Origin of the sequence: Bacteroides sp. AF32-8BH (assembly GCF_003435205.1) — a bacterium.
Taxonomy (GTDB): Bacteria; Bacteroidota; Bacteroidia; order Bacteroidales; family Bacteroidaceae; genus Bacteroides; species Bacteroides ovatus.
In genome coordinates, this window is sequence record NZ_QVLZ01000037.1 from 30,538 (window position 1) to 47,392 (window position 16,855).

Genomic DNA, 16,855 nt, shown 5'->3' on the forward strand with positions numbered 1-16,855 from the left:
CCATTACCCTTCTATCTGTTTCACTATTTGGGAATAACAGCCCGGAGTAAGACCGGTAACAGCTTCCTTTATCAAAACCGCATCCTCCGATGTCAGATCCACATCCGCATCGGAACCCATAATCCTCATGCAAAGACTGTAAGCATGTAATTTCTTTTCATTATCCGTCTGAATATTACCGCTCGGACGGAAACCGGTACCGTTGAACAGGCACTGGGAGACTATGACTCCCATACACTGGGGTTTCTTATCAATCAACAGCACGCTACCGTCGAAATCCTTAAAATACACATTAAAATTTACTTTCATATCCTTTATTTTTAGATATATGTCATCTTAACGACAATTCCATTAACAACCTCAAGGGTATAGTTATAAGTTATAAAATCACTCTTTACAGCCCACTGGAAGGTACCTGAAACACCCTTTCGGTAACTGTATGTCCCATCGCTGGCCAGGCTCCATCCCGTACCGTAATTGTTCGACAGGATATCACCACAATACACCGCCCCGTTCACATGCACACCACCGTCAAAATAGCCGGCATAAGTATTGGCACTGATAGGATAGCTCTGACCAGAGGACTTGCTGGAGGCATAGATAGCGGCACCACCCAGATTCGAGCCTACGGCCTTGACACCGAACCGTCCCTGCGTGGCGGCATTAAAGGACACATCCACAATACCCTCCATGTCCGTTTGTGAGACACCAAGTTTCAGACTGCGGGAATCATTGCCGAAATAATCACCGGCTTTCCAGTACAACCGTCCGGAATCAATCGTAAAACCGCCGATTTTACCCTCATAGGCATACACTGTACCGTAAATCTTGGCGTTGCGCGTCTCAATACTACCGTCTTCCAGAATCTTGAAATTATCATTAGCCGTAACAAGCCCCTCCAAAGTGATATTATCGCCCTTGATTTTTACGCCGTCACCCCCAACACCTACAAGGGATTTCAAATTTCCATCACCGTCAATGGCATACAACCCGGAATATTTGGAAGTAACCATCAGGCCGGTCTCTTCCAGCAGGTTCTCGTCTTTGTCGAACACCGCCGCCGAAATCTTTACCAGACGCTCCGACTGCTCGAAAAGGGTTTTATAACGGTGTGTCAGGGATTCCACACGGTCGGTGCTCAATATGAGCATATACAGGTAAATATCACCGGTAAAACTCAATTTAAAATCACCTGTACCGTTCCAGAGTCCGCTACAGGTGTACTGTACGTACCCGTCGGTCGCGGACAGTTCTTCCTCCACCTCCATGCTGTTGAAATTGGCAAAGCCTGTCTTATCCACACCCACAAACTCCACACGCAGCGTGCCGGCCTTGGCACAGCGGTAAAAGAAAGTCAGGAACACCGGGACGGCTTCCTTCTCCCCACTGTCATTTTCAGGCATGGAGGGAATACTTTTCAGGTTCTCACGTTTCTGGAGGATGTACTTGTTACGAATCCGGACAACCGTACGGCCGTCATCCTCGGTCACGCTCGCGCTGTCACCCTTCCTCGTCAAGACGTTACCGTTCGCCCAGATCCACCGGTTGCCCACAAGGAAGAACACGGTCTCGTTCTCCGTGTTCCACTTCATAAGGCCGTCATCAAAGGCGGGGTTATTCAGGTAGCCGCGCTCGGTGGCGAAGTCATTCCGCAGGGCGGTGACGGAACTGACGATTTTCCCCTCGACTATCTCGAACTTCGTCTTGATATCCTCGCCCGTTACCAGAAGGAACGTACCACGCAGGTAGGCGTTGTCGCTGTACAGGCCATCACCGTGAGGCTGGTTGTCTGAAGGGAACCAGTCGTCACTGATACCGTCAAGGTTGCCCAGACGGGCACGCAGGCAGCCGGTGAAGTTCTTCGCCTTCACCACGTCCATCACGTCCACACGGGGCTGCCCGTCCTCGGTGGCGGAGATCAGGATCAGGTTCTGGCGCAACGGATTCTCCGTGTTGCCCATCAGCACGCACTCGTCACCAGCCTCCGGAAGGGAAGCGCCGAACTCGTCCTCGCCCACGAGGATGGAACCACCCTCCACGCCGGCCACCTCAACCCAATAGCTTTTCAAATTCCCGCCGCTGAAGGTCTGGCAGCGCATGAGGTCATGGGCCACGAAAGTGTTCTCCTGCTCGAAGGTGATCCTCCAGTAACCGCCCTCAAGAACAGCGGTCTTTATTTTCCCGTTGGCGGCACTGACACAAAGCTGGCCGCCGACGCTGCGTACCTTCTCGATAAGCATCTCCAATACTACCATGACCTGGCGTACCGTCAGCTTGTCGATGGTCAGATGGGACAAAGCGTCCTCCATCCAGAGCCGCCAGCCCTCACCGAAAAGACCGTCCACGAATTTCGGACTGCGAAGAAGCTCACGCACGACAAGGGTCAGCAGCCCGGCATTGCCCTTGTCATCAATACCCGCATTATCCTCCTGTCCGAAAGAGGCTCCCGCTTCGAAGGTGATCTTCCCCTTTGCACGGTCATTCTTTTTTTTGCTGATGTGTTCCGCCTGGCTTCTCCGCGCGGAAAAAAGATTGTTGTCCGTAGGCAGTGTCTTGTCCCAGCTACGGATAATGTCAGGAAGCGCGGCACCCTCCGCCTTTGACTTCGTATAGTTTTTCAGTTCCCCGATACTGTCATTCACCCGTTCAAACGCACCACTATGCAGGGCATCGCTGATCTCGATGTCCATCTCCCCGGGTTGGTTCACCTTCCGGGTAATTTTCGTGATACGGCTGCTGCGATAACCGGTTTCGGGGAAATACTCCTCGCTTTCAAGTCTCACACGGCGGCCTACGGACAGGGAAACACCGTTCTCCTCAATCCACACATGGTCGGTCGGGGCCTTGTAAACGGCAAGATCCTGCCAGCATTCGGTATTGAACTGTTCCACCGCCGTAAGAAACTCCTCCTCGGCAAGCGGGTAATATTCGTCCGGCATACGGATATTCCAGAGAATATAACGGTCACCGGATTTCGGGACAAGTTTGCCGCCGGGGAGTTGCGTGTCATCATCATAGGGCCATATCGTAATAATCTCGAACTCACGGGTGGCACTGTTGAAATTCACCTCGAAACAGTGGTCCTCACCCTGCCCCAGTCCGGAAAGGTCACCGTCCTGGAACGATACACGTTTGGTCTCGTCGGGCAGCTCGTAATCGTTCGGATCGAAGTTCAGGCTGTCGTCCCTGAAATAATAGACCGTGAAAGGGTTGCCGTCGTCATCTTTCACATCTTCGCTGCGCACACTGCTGACAGCCCCGATCCTGCGGGGATAAATGCCGCTGAAGGCGTCTTGCTCGTAACGGTCATAGATGCCGTACTCCTCCGTATGTATCTCGACATATTGCCTGCCCCCCGGAAGCATCAGGCGGCTATGCCCGTATTTTGACGGATCTATGTTCCGCGTGCTGCCTACCGGAAACAACCGGGTATAAAAATTGTCGGTACCCGTCGTGTCGCGTTCGATTCCGGTCAGTCCCTTCCCGTAGCCCAGCGTTATTTCCTCGCCATGCTCACACCGGCACACGTTCACGGTCTGGCCTTCCACCCACCATTCAGCCTGCCCGCCGACCGCTTCGGCTATCTCTTTCAGGGCTTCGTTGCAGTACTTCCCCTCGTAATCGATGACGATAAGGTCCGTACCGTCCACCCGCCCCACTTTCCAGTCGGTGGTGTGGTTCATTCCGTCATTGATACACTTCACGATCATGGCCACGTGTTCACGCGGAGTCGCTGTCAGCGTGAACACAGGCTCGGTGTTCCCGTCGGTGGTCTCCAGCACAAGAAAACGTCTCACCAGGCTCTCGATGCCGTAAAACTTCAAATCATATACCCACTCCTGGCCGCTCTTCTGCTTCGGGGCGTACCGTTCGGTCAGCCAGTAGCGCTCACCCTCAAAGTCCACCCGGTCATTCACGTCCAGGGCGATATATTCGTAATGCGTGAAAGAGAGTGTCAGGACATTGTCACCCTGTACCTCCTTCACCTGGGTGGAGCTGTCACCCGCCTCTATATCGGTCCGTCTGTTGCCGTTGCTGTCATAGATGGTCAGCATGTCTGTATCTTATTTAAACGTCGTTTGAATAGGGTTTGAATCACATTTATATGACCGGGACAGGTTCCCGGAACTTCACCTTGAACTTGCCGGCGTGCACGCCTTCCTTCCAGAGATAGGTCAGAGGCTGGAACTTGCTGCAATCCGTATATTTCACACGGAGAGTCAGGGCAAGTTGGGGAAAGGAAATCTCAAGCCACCCGTCACGGCCTTTCTTCAGGAAATTGATGAACTCGAAATACTTCTTCAGCCAGCCGGCCTGCGTTTTGCCAAACAGGGCGAAATGAAGCGTCACGTCACGGGCCTCGTTCCTGGGCGTCAGCACGGAGGAATATTTCTCCCCGTCCTCCTCCCGGATATTCACGGCCGTATCCGTTTTCGTCTTGCTCGGGGTCAGGATGGCGGTCAGGTTATCCATCCCGCCGCGCTTGTCCTCAACGAGGAACACCCCGTATGTGCTCCAGATGTCGGTACCGTTGACAAGTACCAGACCGCCTAATATCTTTTCCATATCATTTGCATTTTACTCCGTCACGATTGATTTTACGAATCTCTTCCTCTATTTTGCCAAGGTGCGACGCGCTCGTGCCGGTGTTCTCCTCGATACGGGCAAGATGCCCCTCGGCGGTGTTCATCTTGTCGATGACGCTCTCCATCTTCTCATCGATGCTCGACCAGTGTTGCAACCCGCTGGTGAACATGCCGTCCAGTTTTGTACCCTGGTCCTGTGTCATGGCTGAAAAACCGCCGGTTTTGGCGCTCTGGCTCGTACCGCCCGAGTTATCGTACCCGGTGGCCGCGGCAAGATTGTCACGAAGAGCGACGGCTTCCTCGACATACTTCATGTACTCGTCCTGGAGAGCCTTACGCTCGGCTTCTGTAAGGTCATTGTCTTCCATCGCCTTGCCGAATTTCTCCCACCAGCCTTTCAGCTTGTCGGAATACAGCTCACCGATCTTGTTTGACAGCATCGCACGCATGAAATACTCGGATATGTCCTCCGCCGCGGCTGCGGCATCATACTTCATATCCATCAGGTTATCCACGAAACTGCTGTACATGCTGTCAAAGGAAATACCGGTGAGACCTTCATACAGCTGGTCGGTAAGTTCCTCCAGCTTGCCCGCCTGGTCGATGTAGTCATCCAGCTTCTCGGTCAGACGACCTCCATATCCGCCCTTGCCGGTATCCTGGATCTGCGTCCACATGTCCACGTTACTGCGCAACTTCTTCATCTCCTCCGGACTTAGGTTCCAGATGTCACCGTTCCAGCTACGCCCGATCTGACCGCTCAAACGGTCAATCTGTTCCTGTGAGAAACCGCCCCAGTAATAATTCCAGCTGTGATGCGAACCGTGATAGCCGGCCTGCGACATGGCCATGTCCAGATAGTTCGAGTTCGTCTCCTGCTGGAGCCTGTAGGCATCCCGGTAGGCGGCCACGGACTTTGTACCCTTGCTCGCCTTGATCTCCTCCGTCAGGTCCTCGATAGCCGTCTGCAAGGTCTCGTTACGCTCGGTCAGCCGGTCGATGGTTTCCTGGACCTCTTTGGCATTGCTTGAAGTCGTCCAGGAGGAAAATCCGCCCCAGGTCAATGCGTCGAATATCTTGCCCACACCGGAAAGCAGCGATTTTCCGATAGTCACAAAAAGATCACCGGAAAGCACATCGTCAAGAATACCGCTCACGGCATTGAACACCGCGTCGAGCAGGCCACCGATGACCACACTCAAACCATCCTTGAAAAGGTCTATAATACTTACAATCCAGCCGACAACAGGCACATCCTCAAGTGTTTCGGAAACCTTTCCGAAAGCCTCACCCAGTTTGCCGTCCACTTCCTTGGCACCTTTGCCGAGTGTGATCAGGCCATTATACGCCCCGCTGATACTGCCGGAGGCAATCTGCTGCAATCCGTCCCTCACATTCTCCATACTGGTCTTCAGACCGGAGGCAGTATTCGAGAGGGACTGCCGGGCACTGTCAGCCGTTTCCTGCAAGGCGTTTATATTCTCACTCGCGGCATCGGCATTAGCCTGCGCCGTTTCCAGGGCTTGCCGGGCGGACTCCTTCTCCTGTTCGGTTCCGGACTGTTGCGCCTCAATGTATGATTTCTGGGCGGCAATGAGCGCCGTATAGGTGTCCGCATACACCGCCTGTGCCTCCTTCAGGTCTGAAAGGGCTTTCTGGTAGGCAGTAACCTCGGCACCCAGTTTCTTGAAACTGACCTTGCCGGAACCGCCCAAAGCCCTCTCCATCTGCTGGACGGCAGAGACAAGCGCGTCCTGACTGGCATGGTCGGCATTTCGGAACTCGTCAGTGAGCATGTATTTTCTGGCATCCGCCAATACAGGCTTTATCATATCGGAAAACATCCCGCCGAATTCACCGAAGACAGTACCCCAGTCAATACGGGCTTTCAGTTCCTGCACTTCGATGCCGGCAAGTTTGCTGTCACGTTCAACACCGAGAGAGAGCTTCTCGCTGCCGGATGTCGTCTTTTGTATCTTTTCCGCATATTCGGTCGCGATGGCGAGTTTCTTCTGCTGGAAGGTGCCGTAGGCCTGCAAATATTCCTGCATCACTCCGAACTCTTCCCGATAAGCTTCCGCTATTTTTTTCTGTCGGCCGGACTCGTTCAACTCACGGGCCTTGTCTATTTCGGACTGCTGATCTTCCGACAGCGAACCGGACTGCCCCGCTTTCGCGTTGTCACGTTTCCAACCGGCTTCCTGCTTGGCTATTTCATCCTTGCGTGCCTGGTATTCATTGTCTATCTGGCGCAGCTTCTTCTCCAGCCCCTCGGTCATCATCTCAATCTCCGCCTCGTCATTCTTCCTTTGCAGCCCGACGAGGTCCTGGCCCAGCTTTTCAGAAACCTGTTTGCGGCGTTGGGCTTCCTTCTCCGCCTTGTCCGCCTTCTTCCGTTCGGCCTCGGAATCCTTATCCTCACCGGGCTTGACCTTGTCGTACTCCTTTTTGGCGGTATCGACGGCATCCTTCAGTTCTTTCGCCTTCTTCTCAAACTCCTCACGGGAAAGGCTGTTGGACGTTTCCTGAAGAAAGGCGTTATAAGCCTTGAGCGCGTCCTGGTATTTCTCTTTTGCCGCAGCCACCCAGTCAGTGCTTGAATCCGTGGGCAGGTTACGCCGGTTTTGTTCCGAAACCAGTTTGTTCAGCTGATACTTCAGTTCGTCACGGGAATAAGTTCCGGTAAGATTTTCGTCACCCTGCGTAATCTTTCCGTATTCCTTCTCCTGGACAGACATCCGGGCAAGCAGGGTTCTACGCTGCTTTATCTGCTGTGCAAGGGTCTCGTTACTCACACCGGTCAGGTTTTCGAAATAGGCATTTACCTCGTCCTTGCGGATTTGTCCGTTCAGGCTCTTGCGTTTTCCGTACAGATTCTGAAGCTCTGCCTCCTCATCCCTTGAACGTGCGGATTTCTGGACATATCGGGCTCTTTGCCGCCCGTAGCTGTCCTGGTAATATTCGGTTGCCAACCGGGTCTTGCCTTCAAGTTCTTTTATCCTGTCATCCACACGTTTCAATTCATTGGCGGGATTGGATATGGACTCACCGGCTTCCAATCGGGCTATCTCTTCCTTGATTTTCTTGATATTCTTCAGTTTCTCATACTCGGTGTCGTATTTGGAGAATATATCCGGATATTTCTGTTCCAGCTTGTTTAGCGCCTCACGCCGGGCATCCGTGGACACGGCTTCATCCCCGGCAATGGAACACAGCTCCTCTATTTTGCGCCTGTGCTCTTCCTCGGCCTCTATGGTTTTCTGCTTCTGCTGCTGATACCTTTCCTCGGATTCCTGCAAACGTTCGGTTTCCGTCTTCATGGAGATCAGTGCCACGGCAACACCGGCAAGCAGGGTCGCAACCAGCACATAGGGATTGGAAAGCATGGTCCGGTTGAGCATCTTCTGCGCTTTCTCAACCAGCAGGAGCCAGTTGTAATGCAACGCCTCCGCAGCCACCGCCCAGCCTTTCACGGCCGTGACTGTCATGACGGCGGTCCGGTACACACCATACGTGCCGACAAGCCCGAGCAGGATACGGCCGAAACGTTCGTAATGCTCCACCATGTAGGAAACACCGGAAAGCGTGGTGTTGATGACACCTTCCGACTGCTGCCCGATTTCATTGAACATCATTGAAACGGCATCCTCTATATTGGAGATCTGTCCGGTTATCGTTTTGGATTGTGCCTCCATCAGACCACCGAATTTTCCGCCCTCGTCCGTCAGGCTCTCTATGACCTTCTGCACTTCGGGAAAACCGACCTTGCCTTCCTCCACAAGCTCCTTCACCTTGCTTTCAGCCACGCCGAACTGCTTGGCCAGTTCGGCGATCATAGGGATGCCCCGGCCGGTGAACTGGTTCAGGTCCTGTGTATAAAGCCGTCCCTGGGACATGGTGGTGCCGTAAAGATAGACCAGATCGTTCAAAGGGATGGAAAGTCCGGCAGCGATGTCACCCAAGCGGATCAGCGTCTCGTTCACTTTCTCCGCTTCAAACCCGTAGGCAAGAAGCTGCTTGGCACCCTGCGCGACATCCTCCAGGCCGAAAGGAGTGGTCGCGGCCGTATGTACCAACTGCTGCATCAGGGTGTCGGCCTTCTCCGCACTGCCGAGCATGGTCTGAAACGACACCTCCAGCTGCTGGAACTCGCCGCGTACCTTGGTGATGTTCGACACCAGCTCCTTGATAGTAAAGGCGGCTGCCAGCTTGCCGACGGTGTTGTTCAACAGGGAACCGCTCCTGTCAAGTTCCCGGATCTGTCTGTTGGCGGACGATGCCTGCTGGGACATCCGCTCGATCTTGCCCACGGCCTTGTCAAGACGGGCGCTCAAATGGTCCACCATAAGGAATTCTATTTGTACCGGTTTCATCTATTTTAGCTTGCTTTGAAAAAATCCTACTATTCCATCCGCTTCATCCTCGGCGCTCCGCTCATCCGCAGGACCGGAAGATCCGGACTTGTCACGGACATACCGGGGAGCGTCACTAAGCATCATGATCAGGGTCTGGTAATTCACCTTGTTCAGTATATAGTCCACGCTCCAGCCGGTGGCACTGGCAATCTGCCACACAAAACCGAAAGGGCTATGGGAGCCTTCATAACGGCTCTTTAACTCCCCTTCTTTCTTTGGCTCAGTCTCAAGCTCATCGGATTCGTCCGCTCGGCTGATCTGATAATAGGTATAAAAGGGTCGGTACCCATCAGGCTGACAAAACGCTTGATCGCACCCACCAGATAACGCTGTTCCATGAAGTTCCTTATGAGCCATGCCACCGGGCGCAAAAGCACGCGGCGGCTGAAAGGACCACGACAAAGGGTATAGGCCACCATACGGCTCACCGCCTTGCCGTGAGAGGCCAGAAACTGCATTTCCTCCTCCTTGCTGAACCCCCACATCTCCTCACTGGTGATCCCCATCGACAAATATGTCCGGGCAAAAAGAATCTGACCGGACATATAAGGCCGCCTCATGGTCACGCGCAGCTCCAGCGGGGATTTCCTGAAAGGGATATGAAACGCTTTCAGCGGGACGCTCACACCGATATCCAGCAGCGCGTCCGCACCCTCACGCTGGATCTGCTTGATGACAGCTTCGTCCATACGCTACTCCTCGGCCGGGTTAGTGGAAGCAGCAGCGGCAGATTCAGCAGAAGGCAGTTTATACTGTTTCCACTCTTCCGGGATAGAATCCGTATTGAATACGCCATAGGGCTGGGAGCCGTCTTCCGGCATGGCCACTTCCAGCGTGCATTCGATTTTCGCCGTTTCTGTCAGGGTCAGCTTGCCGCCGAGATTGGAAAGTAGCGTGCCATTGGGAATCAGGATGCTCTGCCCCGAAACAAGGGCTATTTCCCACGGACCGGTCAGCAACACGGCTGCCGTCGGGGCCGTCCAACCAATCGGGGTTTTCTTTTCCGAGTCCTCTTCCTTGTAGTGCATGGTACCACCCAGCAAGCTATGCAGGTTTTCGTAGTTCAGCTGGATAACGTTGAACGTGGGGGCGATGCTGCCATTCGACTGGGGAATGATAAGCACCGGGGTTCCCGGCACCTGCTCCGCCTCGATTTTGGCGGATTCGGGTTTCTGCCCGCCCATGTCAAACGAATTCTTCTCTATGTAACCCACCACAAAGTCCTTGTATTTCACGGCACCGACGCCGTACATGAAATTCTTATTCATTGTTTCTTGATTTTGAAAGTTAATACTATGCCGGCAACACATCCGGTTATAAAAGCGGCCAGCGCTATTTTAACGGGACTAAAGCGACGTTCAAATTCCGTTTCAACTGTGAATGAGTCCTCATGTGTCTCATTACGGATACGGGTCAGTTCCTCCTCATAACACAGTACCAGCCGCTGGAGGCTGTCGCAGGATGCCTCCGCTATGATATTGCCGGCCGCATCGCTCTTCACCGTCAGGCCCGCCTGCCCGTTCCTGGAATGGTAGGACGAACCGGAGGGAAGTTTACGGAGGCTGTCCGGAGGGATCGTCAGGCTCACCGCCGATTTCGGAATCCCCGCCATCAACAGCCCCCGCCTCACGTTTGACACGTTGTCGGCGCTTGACGACAGGCTGCTGTTCCGGTTCACCTCCGTCCTGCTCTTTCGAGTACTCGCGCATCCCGTAAAGAACAGGACAATCATCATGATGCCTGCAACTGTTGGCAGTATCAATGGCTTTCCGGAGGCGTGCCATTTCACGCCGGGTCGCCTGCAAAGCTTTCCTGTTTTCATTCAGTTCCTCTTTTAAGGGTTCTACAATATTCTCGATCAGGATACGGGTGGCATGTTCGGTGTTGTCAATCCGTACCGTCTCGGCTTCGGCGGTAGCCTTCTCCGCTTTCGCCCTCGCTTCCCTGACCGTTGATTTCAGGGTGATGATGGCTATTATCGTGGCTACCAGACCACCGCCCAGCACCAGATTCATGACTGCACTGAAGTCCATACGCACACTGGTCTTTCAGGTCAAAGCCTATTTGCCGGCATCCTTACCCGCAAACAGTCCGATGAGCCACTGGACAAAGCCCGTATCGGCAACACCATTGGACACAAGGGACGCACCGAACCCATAACACAACGCGATATACCACGTGGCATCAGCGACAAAGCCCGCATCCAGCCACCATAAAAGCATGGCGGCCACAATGCCCACACACCAGCTGACAATCTGTGTCGCCAAGCCCTGCATTTTTGGAAACAGAGCCTTGATCCCTTCCGTGAGCAACACCACGCCACCGACAAAACCGGCAAAGGTGGTGATCATCGCGCTATAATCGACTTCCGGTACTGTACCGGTCTGGGCAAAAGTTGCTGACACGAATCCGAGTATCAGCACAAAGAATAAAAGAAATCTTTTCATGTTGTTGTTGATTTATTGAGTTATACCTATTTGTTTAAGCCATCTCTGTACATCAAAACTGGGGCAGGCTTTGGCCGCCAGTTCATTGTGACCGACGATTCTCACATCGGGAAAACGACGGTGGAAATCCTTCACGTACTTCTCAAGCGCCTTTTTTTGCCAGGAGGTACGGGTGTCCGCAGGCGTTTTACCATCCTTTGCACACCCGCCGGCATAGACGATATGGCGGCTCACGGAATTGTAACCGGCCACGCCGTTGGTCACTTCCCACGGGTCCACATTCGCGTCCTCGTTATTGTTCACCAGGCGTTCCACTCCGCCGTTCAGATGGAACAGGTCGGTATATCCGACCTGCTTCCAGCCGCGGCCGCCCTTTGAGACGGGGTTGGTATGCCAGGCGCGAATCTCCGCACCGCTTACCTCACGCCCTTCAGGAGTGGCCGTGCAATGGATGACAAGATACTTCAGCTTTCCCATCACTCACCGCCTTCCTCTTCATCAACGGCCGCCTGGGACAGTGCTATCTCCACCTTCTTCTCCGGATCGGCGTCCAGGCCCAGTACAAGTGTGCCGGATACCGCCTTGCCGCTACTGTTCACACCGGCGGTGACCGTCAGAGAGCCATCGGTACCGACTGCCGTGAAACCGGCAGGAATGGAAACCACGCTGTAATCACCGGAGGCAGTGACCTTCACCTCCTTGCTCTCACCGGCGGCCTTGAAGGAAAGAGCGGCCGGATCGGCAGAAATGCTGCGTTCCACTGCCTTGAACACCGGAGTCTCACGGGTGTCAAGCACCACGAACTCCTCGCCGAAGGCGATTTCCGTGTCGGCCTTCATCAGCAGCTTGAAGAAGTACAGCTCGCTGGAGTTCATCCACTTGTCAATCTGGATCACCTCCTCGTCGTCTTGGAGGTTCACACCGGCAAAAAGGTTGCCGTCAGCGCTCATCGAGCAGAGCGTGGCTACGATAAGGCCATCAGGCCAGGAATTCAGCGTCTCGATGGTGATACCCTTGTAACGCTTCTTGTTGATGTCCGTCTCGCTCGTGTTCTTGTACTCGCGTTCGGTCAGCTCGTCATCGTACTTGTCGAAGTCGTCAATACTCATCAGGATACGCAGGTTCGGATTCTCACGCAGGGCTTTTGGAATAGCCTTGCGGACAGCCTTCAACTTGCCGATCATGGAAGTATCGGAAGGAGCCGGAACCACGATCACATCCGGATCTTTAGCCGCCTGGGTCAGGATACCGTTGAAAAGGTGGTCGTCGTCCGAACCGAACTCGCCGTTCAGGTAATGCCAGCCCAGCTCGAACTTCACACTCTTGCTAAGTTCATCCAGAAGCGTGTTCTGCGCTTCGGGGGGAAGTTCGGCAAACACGAGGTTGCCCTTCGGCTGCCACTTGCGCCAAACATGCTCGAAGGCGCGGGGATTGAAAGTCGTGAACGCCATGAAATCCTCCGGATCCAGTGATTTCTCCGAGTAATTGAAATTGCCTTTCGAGTCTTCCAAAGTCGGGTTCTCCTTACGCTTCTGGAGCATCTTGCCGGTCTTGATACGCGGCAGGCTGATTTTTTTCTCCACACCGGGGATCACCATGATCAGACCTTTTTCTACAAGGTCATTCCCGGTGGTGGCCAGGACCAGTATTTTCTCCAGTACCTCGCCGTTGTAATTCGTGTTTCTTACTACTATTGCCATGGCAAATGTTTTATTTATGGTTCAACTTGTCCTTAATCTCGCTCATGCGCTTGTTCCAGGGGCTTTCACCCGTCGGATTCACACGAAGGTCAGTCATGACACTACGTTTTGGGAAAAGCTTCTCCAATGCCTTTTCCCCGTTCTCCCGATCTTTTGCCAGAAGGTTCTCATAGATGGGGCGGGTGGCGGCATCGATACGGCCGTCCTGTTCCGCATCATCAAGCAGTTTCTTACGCGCGGCAGCGTCATCCGCATCCGCCTTGTCCTGGAACACCTTCAGTTCGCCCTTCAGGCGGGTGACCTCGGCATCAAGGGCCGGGACTCTGCCAGCCTCTGTTTCCAGCAGTCCGATTTCACGCAGGAAATCGTCATCCGTCGCACAGTTCTTGAACCGCGGACGTCTCTTGAGTTCGTCTAAATTCATGCTATTCTCGTTTTGTGGCTTGTGCAGCCGGTTATTGAATATTTGAAATACCTGTTCGGGGGTACTGTCCTCCGGTACCGGGTCAGCGTCATAAATACCGTCGATAAGCCCCAGCGCCAGCGCCTCGTCGGCACGCAGCCAGTGATCCTTGCCGTCAAAATACATCGCGCGGATTTCCTCCTTGTCCTTGCCCATACGGGTGGCATACATCTCGCAAAGGGTATCCTCAAGCGCCTCGATCTCACGGATGCAGTCCTTCATCTCATCCTTGTTGCCGTAACAGCCGCCCTGGACACTGTGAAGCATCAGACGGGCATAACGGCTCATCCGGACGGGCTTGCCGCAAAGGGCGATGACGGAGGCCATGCTGGCGGCGATGCCGTCCACGTAGATGGTAATGTCGGCCTTGCTGTTCTTCAAGGCATTGAAAATGGCGATGCCCGAATAAACCTCACCGCCGTTGCTGTTGATACGCACGTCCACCTTCCCGGTCAGGGCTTCCGCTTCCAGAAGTTCACGGGCGATATCACCGCTGCGCACGTTATCATCGTACTCACCGATGTCACCGTAAAGAAGGATGCAACAGGCATCGGTTCCGGGTATCATATTGAAAAATCTACTCATGTCACTATCGTTTTGGCAGGTCCTTCCCTGCAAAAGTTTACGGTGCGAAATTAGGGGGATTAAAAGCCTTTTTCAAACCGCGTTTTCATCATGGAGACTTTAAAGGATTGCCATGACGCTTTAAAATGTCATCATGCGGAGCGCGTTTTTTTTCGCTCCTTTTCCTTATCAATTTTGCACGTAAAAAAAGGAGGTAATATGGCCGAACTTACAAACGAGCAGAAAAAGGCATGGGCGAAAACGCTCTACACCCGCGAGACGCTTACGCAGGCGGAAATAGCCGAGCGTGTGGGGGTTTCACGGGTGACTGTGAACAACTGGATAGGCAAAGGAAACTGGGAGCAGTTGAAGGCTTCCATAACCATCACACGGGAGGAGCAGCTGAAGAACCTGTACCGGCAGCTGGCGGAACTCAACAACGCCATCATGGGAAAACCGGAAGGGGAACGGTTCCCGAACGCCGCGGAAGCGGACACCATTTCCAAACTGTCGAACGCCATCAAGAAACTGGAAACAGAAGTGGGGCTGGCGGACATCATCTCCGTGTTCTCCGACCTGCTCAAATGGGTGCGGACCTACGATTCCACGCAGGCGAAGGAGATCACCCCGCTTCTGGACGCGTTTGTCAAATCAAAATTATCCTGACATGGCAAAGAAAAGACTCACAACACAGGACAGGCTCGCGCTGGGCAGCTGGAACGAGCTGGTGGCATCCGTGCGAGAACATTCGGACATCAACCCCACGGACACGGAAACGGAAATCAGGCAGAGGCGGGAAAGGCTGGAGAAGAACGACGAGGAGTGGTTCAAATACTACTTCGCCATGTATTGCACCTGCGAGTCCGCCGCCTTCCACAGGAAAGCCACCGGGCGGCTGATGAGGAACAACCGCTGGTACGAGGTAAGGGCCTGGTCACGCGAGCTGGCGAAATCCGCACGCTCCATGATGGAGATATCCAAACTGGCACTGACAAAAAAGATACGCAACGTGCTGCTGATCTCCAACTCGGCTGACAATGCGGAAAGGCTACTGCTGCCGTTCATGGCGAACTTCGAGGAGAACCAGCGGATCATACAGGACTACGGACAGCAGAAAAAACCGGGAGCGTGGGAAACCGGGGAATTCACCTGCATGTGCGGGTGCTCCTTCCGCGCCATTGGAGCCGGGCAGTCACCGCGCGGTACACGTAACAAGAACTTCCGCCCGGACTTCATCCTGGTGGACGATATAGACACCGACGAGGAGTGTCGAAACCCGGAACGCATCAAAACCAAATGGAAATGGCTGGAGGAGGCGCTGATACCGACCATGTCCGTATCGGGAAACTACCGCATCCTGTTCAACGGGAACATCATCGCGCCGGACTGCTGCATCAAAAGGGCCATCGAAAAGGCCACCGAACTGAAGGCGAAAGGAATCGGGCACGTGGATATCATCAACATCCGGGGAAAGAACGGGCTATCCGTATGGCCCGAAAAGAACTCCGAGGAGGATATCGACCTCTTCCTTTCACTGGTGAGCGCGGCGGCGGCACAGAAAGAGTTCTTCAACAACCCGGTGGTGGACGGCGGCGTGTTCGCGGAAATCACCTACGGGAAAGTGCCGGCACTCTCCAGGTTCAAGTTCCTGGTGATATACGGGGACCCCGCACCGGGAGAGAACAAGACGAAAAAAAGTTCCACCAAAACGGTATGCCTGCTCGGGAAACTCGCGGGAAGGCTTTATCTGATAAAAACGTTCCTGGACAGGGGGCTGAACGCGGAATTTGTCGAGTGGTACATCAAGCTGCTGGAGTTTGTGGGTGGGAAAACCACCGTGTACTGTTACATGGAGAACAACAAATTACAGGATCCTTTTTTCCAGCAGGTATTCCAGCCCATCGTGAGGCGGATACGCAGGGAAAGGAAAATATCACTGTACATCACCGGGGACGAGGAGAAGAAAACCGACAAGGCCACACGTATCGAGGCGAACCTGGAACCGCTCAACCGGGAGGGGAACCTGATACTCAACGAGGCCGAAAAGGACAACCCGCACATGAAACGGATGGCGGAACAGTTCAAGCTGTTCAACCTCCAACTGACCTATCCGGCAGACGGACCCGACTGCGTGGAGGGGGGAAACAGAATTATAGACCGCAAGGCCAGACAGTCGGAAAAGCCCGTCATTGTCACAAGGAAAAGCACGCGGTCACAAAACAAGTACAGAGTGTAAACTTCAATACCTATCATTATGAGCAAATTTATCGAACTTTCAGACTACGACGCGAGCATACACCGAGAGATTCTGGACGCACTGACAAGGGAGGATGACGCTGTCGTGGAGATATGTGAGGACCGCGCCGTCGCCGAGATGCGCTGCTACCTTTCCAGACGTTACGACTGTGACAAAATATTCACGGCAACCGGTGACAAACGCAACCAGCTTGTCCTGATGATGGCCATCGACATAGCCGTGTACCACATCTTCTGCATACATAACCCGAGGAACCTGTCACCGCTGCGGAAGGAACGCCACGAAAGGGCGGTCGAATGGCTGAAAGCCGTGGCGGCCGAGGAGATATCGGTGGACGGCCTGCCCCTGCTGTCCGAAGAGACGAGGACGGCAAAATCAAATTTCCTTATCAAAAGCAACCGTAAACGTGTAAACCATTGGTAA

Annotated in this window: 16 protein-coding genes; 3 read left to right on the top strand and 13 right to left on the bottom strand. The window is 53.8% G+C overall.

The annotated features are described in order from the left end of the window. Positions 1 to 3 precede the first annotated feature (3 nt). From DWZ47_RS22255 to DWZ47_RS22315, 13 genes are read right to left on the bottom strand one after another with little or no spacing between them, the layout of a single operon-like run. Positions 4 to 309: a hypothetical protein gene (locus tag DWZ47_RS22255; RefSeq protein WP_005943920.1), complete on the bottom strand. Its 306-nt coding sequence runs from the start codon at positions 307 to 309 to the stop codon at positions 4 to 6. Between the two features lie 11 nt (positions 310 to 320). Next, positions 321 to 4,055 carry a hypothetical protein gene (locus tag DWZ47_RS22260; RefSeq protein WP_117514726.1) on the bottom strand — a complete coding sequence of 1,245 codons (3,735 nt, stop codon included), beginning with the start codon at positions 4,053 to 4,055 and terminating at the stop codon, positions 321 to 323. A 46-nt stretch (positions 4,056 to 4,101) separates the two neighbouring features. Continuing rightward, on the bottom strand, positions 4,102 to 4,566 hold the full coding sequence (locus tag DWZ47_RS22265; RefSeq protein ID WP_004326780.1) for a hypothetical protein: 465 nt from the start codon (positions 4,564 to 4,566) through the stop codon (positions 4,102 to 4,104). Between the two features lies 1 nt (position 4,567). Continuing rightward, positions 4,568 to 8,959: a tape measure protein gene (locus tag DWZ47_RS22270; RefSeq protein ID WP_117514728.1), complete on the bottom strand. Its 4,392-nt coding sequence runs from the start codon at positions 8,957 to 8,959 to the stop codon at positions 4,568 to 4,570. After that, on the bottom strand, positions 8,960 to 9,160 hold the full coding sequence (locus DWZ47_RS22275) for a hypothetical protein (protein ID WP_005846360.1): 201 nt from the start codon (positions 9,158 to 9,160) through the stop codon (positions 8,960 to 8,962). A 38-nt stretch (positions 9,161 to 9,198) separates the two neighbouring features. Next, complete coding sequence (locus tag DWZ47_RS22280; protein WP_004327425.1) at positions 9,199 to 9,690, bottom strand: hypothetical protein; 492 nt, start codon at positions 9,688 to 9,690, stop codon at positions 9,199 to 9,201. Between the two features lie 3 nt (positions 9,691 to 9,693). Next, positions 9,694 to 10,254: a hypothetical protein gene (locus DWZ47_RS22285; RefSeq protein WP_005943929.1), complete on the bottom strand. Its 561-nt coding sequence runs from the start codon at positions 10,252 to 10,254 to the stop codon at positions 9,694 to 9,696. 11 nt (positions 10,255 to 10,265) lie between these two features. Next, positions 10,266 to 10,589: a hypothetical protein gene (locus DWZ47_RS22290; protein ID WP_025066778.1), complete on the bottom strand. Its 324-nt coding sequence runs from the start codon at positions 10,587 to 10,589 to the stop codon at positions 10,266 to 10,268. Then, positions 10,555 to 11,034 (bottom strand): hypothetical protein, encoded by a 480-nt coding sequence (locus tag DWZ47_RS22295; protein ID WP_005846354.1) that lies wholly within the window; start codon positions 11,032 to 11,034, stop codon positions 10,555 to 10,557. Before DWZ47_RS22295 ends, DWZ47_RS22290 begins: the two co-directional genes overlap by 35 nt. A gap of 27 nt (positions 11,035 to 11,061) precedes the next feature. Next, positions 11,062 to 11,448, bottom strand: a complete 387-nt coding sequence (locus DWZ47_RS22300; RefSeq protein WP_004327422.1) for a hypothetical protein — start codon at positions 11,446 to 11,448, stop codon at positions 11,062 to 11,064. A gap of 12 nt (positions 11,449 to 11,460) precedes the next feature. Further along, on the bottom strand, positions 11,461 to 11,925 hold the full coding sequence (locus DWZ47_RS22305; protein ID WP_004327421.1) for an N-acetylmuramoyl-L-alanine amidase: 465 nt from the start codon (positions 11,923 to 11,925) through the stop codon (positions 11,461 to 11,463). Beyond that, positions 11,925 to 13,148: a BACON domain-containing protein gene (locus DWZ47_RS22310; RefSeq protein WP_005943934.1), complete on the bottom strand. Its 1,224-nt coding sequence runs from the start codon at positions 13,146 to 13,148 to the stop codon at positions 11,925 to 11,927. The genes DWZ47_RS22305 and DWZ47_RS22310 overlap by 1 nt, the downstream gene beginning before the upstream one ends. 10 nt (positions 13,149 to 13,158) lie before the next feature. Next, positions 13,159 to 14,196: a head maturation protease, ClpP-related gene (locus DWZ47_RS22315; RefSeq protein WP_117514730.1), complete on the bottom strand. Its 1,038-nt coding sequence runs from the start codon at positions 14,194 to 14,196 to the stop codon at positions 13,159 to 13,161. A gap of 198 nt (positions 14,197 to 14,394) precedes the next feature. On the opposite strand from DWZ47_RS22315, the gene DWZ47_RS22320 reads away from it, so the two are divergent. Genes DWZ47_RS22320 through DWZ47_RS22330 form a run of 3 tightly spaced genes read left to right on the top strand, consistent with a single transcriptional unit; the run spans position 14,395 to position 16,855 of the window. Beyond that, the gene (locus DWZ47_RS22320) at positions 14,395 to 14,841 is read left to right on the top strand and encodes a hypothetical protein (RefSeq protein ID WP_004327418.1); all 447 of its coding nucleotides are present in this window, start codon (positions 14,395 to 14,397) and stop codon (positions 14,839 to 14,841) included. A gap of 1 nt (position 14,842) precedes the next feature. After that, on the top strand, positions 14,843 to 16,411 hold the full coding sequence (locus DWZ47_RS22325) for a hypothetical protein (protein ID WP_117514732.1): 1,569 nt from the start codon (positions 14,843 to 14,845) through the stop codon (positions 16,409 to 16,411). Positions 16,412 to 16,429: 18 nt separating this feature from the next. Further along, positions 16,430 to 16,855 (top strand): phage protein Gp36 family protein, encoded by a 426-nt coding sequence (locus tag DWZ47_RS22330; protein WP_005943940.1) that lies wholly within the window; start codon positions 16,430 to 16,432, stop codon positions 16,853 to 16,855.

Coding starts and splice junctions, on each gene's coding strand:
- DWZ47_RS22255 (WP_005943920.1), bottom strand. CDS start 309: ATGAAAGTAAATTTTAATGTGTATTTTAAGGATTTCGACGGTAGCGTG.
- DWZ47_RS22260 (WP_117514726.1), bottom strand. CDS start 4,055: ATGCTGACCATCTATGACAGCAACGGCAACAGACGGACCGATATAGAG.
- DWZ47_RS22265 (WP_004326780.1), bottom strand. CDS start 4,566: ATGGAAAAGATATTAGGCGGTCTGGTACTTGTCAACGGTACCGACATC.
- DWZ47_RS22270 (WP_117514728.1), bottom strand. CDS start 8,959: ATGAAACCGGTACAAATAGAATTCCTTATGGTGGACCATTTGAGCGCC.
- DWZ47_RS22280 (WP_004327425.1), bottom strand. CDS start 9,690: ATGGACGAAGCTGTCATCAAGCAGATCCAGCGTGAGGGTGCGGACGCG.
- DWZ47_RS22285 (WP_005943929.1), bottom strand. CDS start 10,254: ATGTACGGCGTCGGTGCCGTGAAATACAAGGACTTTGTGGTGGGTTAC.
- DWZ47_RS22295 (WP_005846354.1), bottom strand. CDS start 11,034: ATGGACTTCAGTGCAGTCATGAATCTGGTGCTGGGCGGTGGTCTGGTA.
- DWZ47_RS22300 (WP_004327422.1), bottom strand. CDS start 11,448: ATGAAAAGATTTCTTTTATTCTTTGTGCTGATACTCGGATTCGTGTCA.
- DWZ47_RS22305 (WP_004327421.1), bottom strand. CDS start 11,925: ATGGGAAAGCTGAAGTATCTTGTCATCCATTGCACGGCCACTCCTGAA.
- DWZ47_RS22310 (WP_005943934.1), bottom strand. CDS start 13,148: ATGGCAATAGTAGTAAGAAACACGAATTACAACGGCGAGGTACTGGAG.
- DWZ47_RS22315 (WP_117514730.1), bottom strand. CDS start 14,196: ATGAGTAGATTTTTCAATATGATACCCGGAACCGATGCCTGTTGCATC.
- DWZ47_RS22320 (WP_004327418.1), top strand. CDS start 14,395: ATGGCCGAACTTACAAACGAGCAGAAAAAGGCATGGGCGAAAACGCTC.
- DWZ47_RS22325 (WP_117514732.1), top strand. CDS start 14,843: ATGGCAAAGAAAAGACTCACAACACAGGACAGGCTCGCGCTGGGCAGC.
- DWZ47_RS22330 (WP_005943940.1), top strand. CDS start 16,430: ATGAGCAAATTTATCGAACTTTCAGACTACGACGCGAGCATACACCGA.